We start from the raw sequence: 4,964 nt of genomic DNA on the forward strand, positions 1-4,964 counted from the left end.
GACCGGACGCGTCCGCGAGCGGGACCGGACGCCGGGTCGGCGGTGCTCCTGACGTGCCCGCCGGGTGGGCGCGCGGGTCGGCGCGCCGGTCGTGCTCGGTAGCCTGACGGCATGACCGCCCTCGACGCGCACCCGCACCCGACCGCCGCGCTCTGGGCGGCCCCGCAGGCGTCCGGACCGCTCGACGCGCTCGTCGAGGTGCCCGGGTCGAAGTCGCTCAGCAACCGTTACCTCGTGCTCGCCGCGCTCGCCGACGGCCCGAGCCGGCTGCGCGCGGTCCTGTCGTCGCGCGACACGCGGCTGATGGGCCAGGCGCTCGAGACGCTCGGCGTGGGCGTCGAGACGGGCACGGACTGGCTCGTCTCGCCCGCTCCCCTGCGCGGGCACGTGACGATCGACTGCGGCCTCGCCGGGACGGTCATGCGGTTCCTGCCCGCGGTCGCCGCCCTGGCCGACGGCCCGGTCCAGTTCACGGGCGACCCCGAGGCGCTCGTGCGGCCCATGGGGCCGGTGATCCAGGCGCTGCGCGCGCTCGGCGTGCGCGTCGACGAGGACGGCGAGCCCGGCCACCTGCCGATCACGGTGCACGGGCGCGGCGCGGTGCGCGGCGGTCACGTCGACGTCGACGCGTCCGGGTCCAGCCAGTTCGTGTCGGGCCTGCTGCTCGCGGGCGCCCGGTTCGACCAGGGCCTCACGGTCCGGCACACGGGCCGCACGCTGCCGAGCCTGCCCCACATCGAGATGACCGTCGACGTCCTGCGCGCGGCGGGTGTCGAGGTCGACGACTCCCGGCCCGACATCTGGCACGTCGCCCCCGGTCGGGTCGCCGGACGGGACGTGCGCGTCGAGCCCGACCTGTCCAACGCCGGCGCGTTCCTCGTCGCCGCGCTCGCCGTGGGGGGCACGGTGCGCGTCCCGGGCTGGCCGTCGGCGACGACGCAGCCCGGCGGCCTGCTGCCCGGCATCCTCGAGCGCATGGGCGCGACGACGCGCCTCGACGGCGACGTGCTGTCGGTGACCGGCACCGGGGCGGTGCGGGGCGCCGACCTCGACCTCAAGCCCGCGGGCGAGCTCGCGCCGACCATCGCGGCCCTCGCGGTGTTCGGCGACTCCCCCACCCGGCTGCGCGGCATCGCGCACCTGCGCGGGCACGAGACCGACCGGCTCGCGGCGCTCGCGAACGAGATCACGCGGCTCGGAGGGCAGGCCGAGCAGACCGCCGACGGCCTCGTCATCACGCCGCGCCCGCTGACCGGCGGGGTGTGGCGGACGTACGCCGACCACCGCATGGCGACCGCGGGCGCGCTCGTCGGGCTGCGGGTGCCGGGCGTGCAGGTCGAGGACGTCGCGACGACCGGCAAGACGCTCCCCGACTTCGTCGGGATGTGGCAGCGGATGCTCGGGCCCGCCGACGCGGGGACCCGGGCGTCCTGATGCCGACCCGCCGCTACGACGAACGGGACGTGCGCATCCGGCCCGGACGAGGGACGCGGCCCCGCACCAAGATCCGACCCGAGCACGCGGACGCCGAGACCGCGCTCGTCACGGGCGTCGACCGCGGCCGGTACGCGGTCCTCGTCGACCCGGACGGCCCCGACGAGCGGCGCGCGACGGCGATGAAGGCGCGCGAGCTCGGGCGCGAGCGGGTCGTGCCGGGCGACCGGGTCGACGTCGTGGGCGACACGTCGGGCGACGAGGGCTCGCTCTCGCGCATCGTGCGGATCACCGAGCGACGCACCGTCCTGCGGCGCACGGCCGACGACACCGACCCCGTCGAGCGGGTCATCGTCGCGAACGCCGACCAGCTCGTCATCGTGACGGCGCTCGCCGACCCCGAGCCGCGCACGCGCATGATCGACCGCTGCGTCGCCGCGGCGTACGACGCGGGCATGGACGTGCTGCTCGCGCTCACGAAGGCCGACCTCGCGGACCCGTCGGCGCTGGTCGCGATGTACGCGCCCATCGGCGTCCGCGTCGTCGTGACCCGCACGGAGGGGCCGCGCGACGAGCGCGTCATCCGCGGCTTCGACGACCTGCGCGCGGCGCTCGACGGCCGCACGTCGGTCCTCGTCGGGCACTCCGGGGTGGGCAAGTCGACGCTCGTGAACGCGCTCGTCCCGGACGCGGACCGCGCGACCGGTGCGGTCAACGACGTCACGGGCCGCGGGCGGCACACGTCGACGTCGGCAGTCGCCCTGCGGGTGCCCGGGACGGACGCGCCGACGTGGGTCATCGACACGCCGGGCGTCCGCTCGTTCGGGCTCGCGCACGTGGACCCGGCGCACCTGCTGCACGCGTTCGCCGACCTCTCCGAGGTCGCCGAGGAGTGCCCGCGCGGTTGCACGCACGCCGCCGACGCCCCGGACTGCGCGCTCGACGACTGGGTGACGGACGCGCCCGACGACGAGACCCGCGACGCGCGCGCGGCCCGGGTCGAGTCGTTCCGCCGCCTCCTGGCCAGCCGGCTCGGGTCCGCGGACACCGACCCGCGCGAGTCGCGCGAGACCGCACGCCCCTGACCTGGGGGGCGGCGCTACGGTGTCCGCCATGAGCCTGCGCCCCGGGTACGACGACGACCTGCGCCTCGCCCACGTGATGGCCGACCAGGTCGACTCCCTCACGATGTCGCGGTTCAAGGCGCAGGACCTGCGCGTCGAGACCAAGCCGGACCTGACGCCCGTGTCCGACGCGGACCGTGCGGCGGAGGAGCTGATCCGCGGCCAGCTGTCCCGGGCGCGCTCGCGCGACGCCGTGCAGGGCGAGGAGATGCCCGACACCGGGCACGGCCCGCGCCGGTGGGTCGTCGACCCGATCGACGGCACCAAGAACTTCGTGCGCGGGGTGCCCGTGTGGGCGACGCTCATCGCGCTCCTCGACGGCGACGAGGTCGTCGTGGGCCTCGTGAGCGCCCCCGCGCTCGGCCGACGCTGGTGGGCCGCGCAGGGCTCGGGCGCGTGGACGGGCCGGTCGCTGGCATCCGCGTCGCGCATGCACGTCTCGGCCGTCGACCGCCTGGCGGACGCGTCCCTGTCGTACTCGAGCCTGAGCGGCTGGGAGGAGGAGGGCCGGCTCGACGGCTTCCTCGACCTCACGCGGCGGGTGTGGCGCACCCGCGCGTACGGGGACTTCTGGAGCCACGTGCTGGTCGCCGAGGGGGCCGTCGACCTGTCGACCGAGCCCGAGCTCGCGCTCCACGACATGGCGGCGCTCGTCCCCATCGTCACCGAGGCGGGCGGCCGGTTCACGTCGGTGCGCGGGGTCCCGGGGCCGTTCGGCGGTTCCGCGCTCGTGAGCAACGGGCTCCTGCACGACCAGGCCCTGGAGCTGCTCGACCCCATGCCCTGAGCGAGGTGGTGAGCCTGGTGACGACCGCCGTCGAGCAGGCTCGCGGCGAGCCGCTCCCTCGAGGTCGCCCGGACAGGTGAGGCGCGTCGGTGCGTCGTACCGTCGGTGCCAAGGGCGAGAGGGGGCCGGGATGGACCAGCGGGCGGTGCGGGCGGCGTCGTTCGAGCACGGCGTCGAGGCGTACCAGGCGGCGCGACCGACCTATCCCGACGACGTCGTGCGCTGGTGCGTCCCGCACGACGCGCGCGACGTGCTGGACCTCGCCGCCGGGACGGGCAAGCTCACGAGCCGGCTCGTCGCGTTCGGCTACGACGTCGTCGCGGTCGAGCCGTCGGACGCGATGCGTGCCGAGCTCGAGCGCACGGTCCCCGAGGCCGACGCCCGTCCCGGCACGGCGGAGGCGACCGGCCTGCCCGACGCGTGCGTCGACGCCGTGACGGTCGCGCAGGCGTGGCACTGGTTCGACGCACGCGCCGCGGCCGCCGAGGTCGCGCGCGTGCTGCGGCCCGGGGGCCGGGTCGCCGTCGTGTGGAACGTGCGCGACGCGCGCACCGACTGGGTGGCGCGCTGGACGGAGATCGTGCACACGGGCGACCCGCTCGACACGAGCGCGCACGAGCCCGACCTCGGACCGGCGTTCACACCGCCCGAGCACCGCGAGACGTCCTGGTCGTCGCGCATGCGCACGGCCGACCTGCGGGTGCTCGCCGCCAGCCGCAGCCATCTCCTGACGCTGCCCGCCGACGAGCGCGACGCGCTGCTGGACCGCGTCGACGACCTCGTCGCCCACCACCCGGACCTGCGCGGCCGGGACGAGGTCGACGTGCCGTACGTGACGCGCGCCTGGCGGGCGACGCTGCGCTGACCGGCCCGGCCGGTCGTCAGCCGACCAGGCCGAGCGCCGCCATCGCCTCGGCGAACGCCCCGGTGACGAGCACCGCGACCCCGCCGTCCTCCCCCGGACCGGTGACCTGCTGGAGCGTCCCGTCGGGCGACCGGTAGAACACCTCCGGGCTGACCGGGCCCGGGCCGTCGAACTCGCCGCGCGCGAGCGGGATCAGGGTCGACATCGCGTGCGTCACCTCCGGCCCGGCCAGCACGTGCACCGCGAGCAGGTGGCGGTTCGGGACGGCGACGAGGACGCCGTGGACGGGGCGCTCCAGGTGCAGGTGCGACGCGAGCAGGTCGTCGAGCAGCAGCAGCCGGCTCGCGCCGAACAGGTCGTCCGACGCGAACACGTGCACCTCCGCCCCGCGCGCGGGCCGGAGCACCTGGTGGTCGGGTGCCGGGAGGGCGCGCAGGTTCGCGGTGGCGTACGGCTCGACGGCGGCCCAGCCGCCGAACGGCGCGAGGTCGGTGACCGTCGAGACGTGCGTCGGGAAGTCGAGGCACGCGCGCACCACGAGACCGGGGCCGAGGTCCGGCCCCGCGTCCCCGTCGGGGTCGCGCGGCGCGTGCGCCGGGTCGTCGGGCAGCACCCGGGCGACGACGATCCCGGTGATCTCCGCCAGCGTCTCGGGCTCGCGGAAGTCACGCGTCGCCAGGAGGCCGCGGACGTGCGTCGCGACCACCGCGTCACGCTCGCGGCGCGGCGCCGTCGCGACCATCGCCGCGAGGTT

5 protein-coding genes are annotated in these 4,964 nt (G+C 76.5%); 4 read left to right on the plus strand and 1 reads right to left on the minus strand.

Translation table 11 applies throughout. The features are described from left to right. Positions 1 to 111 precede the first annotated feature (111 nt). The 4 genes from aroA (at position 112) to HGA02_RS10230 (ending at position 4,210) form a co-directional block, all read left to right on the plus strand. Positions 112 to 1,434, plus strand: a complete 1,323-nt coding sequence (gene aroA, locus HGA02_RS10215; RefSeq protein WP_168678913.1) for a 3-phosphoshikimate 1-carboxyvinyltransferase — start codon at positions 112 to 114, stop codon at positions 1,432 to 1,434. After that, entirely contained in the window at positions 1,434 to 2,519 is a 1,086-nt protein-coding gene (gene rsgA / locus HGA02_RS10220) for a ribosome small subunit-dependent GTPase A (RefSeq protein WP_210728411.1), read from the plus strand. Before aroA ends, rsgA begins: the two co-directional genes overlap by 1 nt. A gap of 28 nt (positions 2,520 to 2,547) precedes the next feature. Next, the gene (locus HGA02_RS10225; protein WP_168678915.1) at positions 2,548 to 3,345 is read left to right on the plus strand and encodes an inositol monophosphatase family protein; all 798 of its coding nucleotides are present in this window, start codon (positions 2,548 to 2,550) and stop codon (positions 3,343 to 3,345) included. A 130-nt stretch (positions 3,346 to 3,475) separates the two neighbouring features. Beyond that, positions 3,476 to 4,210: a class I SAM-dependent methyltransferase gene (locus tag HGA02_RS10230; protein WP_168678916.1), complete on the plus strand. Its 735-nt coding sequence runs from the start codon at positions 3,476 to 3,478 to the stop codon at positions 4,208 to 4,210. Positions 4,211 to 4,226: 16 nt separating this feature from the next. Here HGA02_RS10230 and HGA02_RS10235 read toward each other — a convergent pair. Then, positions 4,227 to 4,964: hypothetical protein (locus tag HGA02_RS10235; protein WP_210728412.1), on the minus strand; the 738-nt coding region annotated here is incomplete at its 5' end.

The sequence above is a fragment of the Cellulomonas septica genome, from assembly GCF_012396155.1.
In the GTDB taxonomy this organism is placed as follows: Bacteria; Actinomycetota; Actinomycetes; order Actinomycetales; family Cellulomonadaceae; genus Cellulomonas; species Cellulomonas septica.

Coding starts and splice junctions, on each gene's coding strand:
- aroA (WP_168678913.1), top strand. CDS start 112: ATGACCGCCCTCGACGCGCACCCGCACCCGACCGCCGCGCTCTGGGCG.
- rsgA (WP_210728411.1), top strand. CDS start 1,434: ATGCCGACCCGCCGCTACGACGAACGGGACGTGCGCATCCGGCCCGGA.
- HGA02_RS10225 (WP_168678915.1), top strand. CDS start 2,548: ATGAGCCTGCGCCCCGGGTACGACGACGACCTGCGCCTCGCCCACGTG.
- HGA02_RS10230 (WP_168678916.1), top strand. CDS start 3,476: ATGGACCAGCGGGCGGTGCGGGCGGCGTCGTTCGAGCACGGCGTCGAG.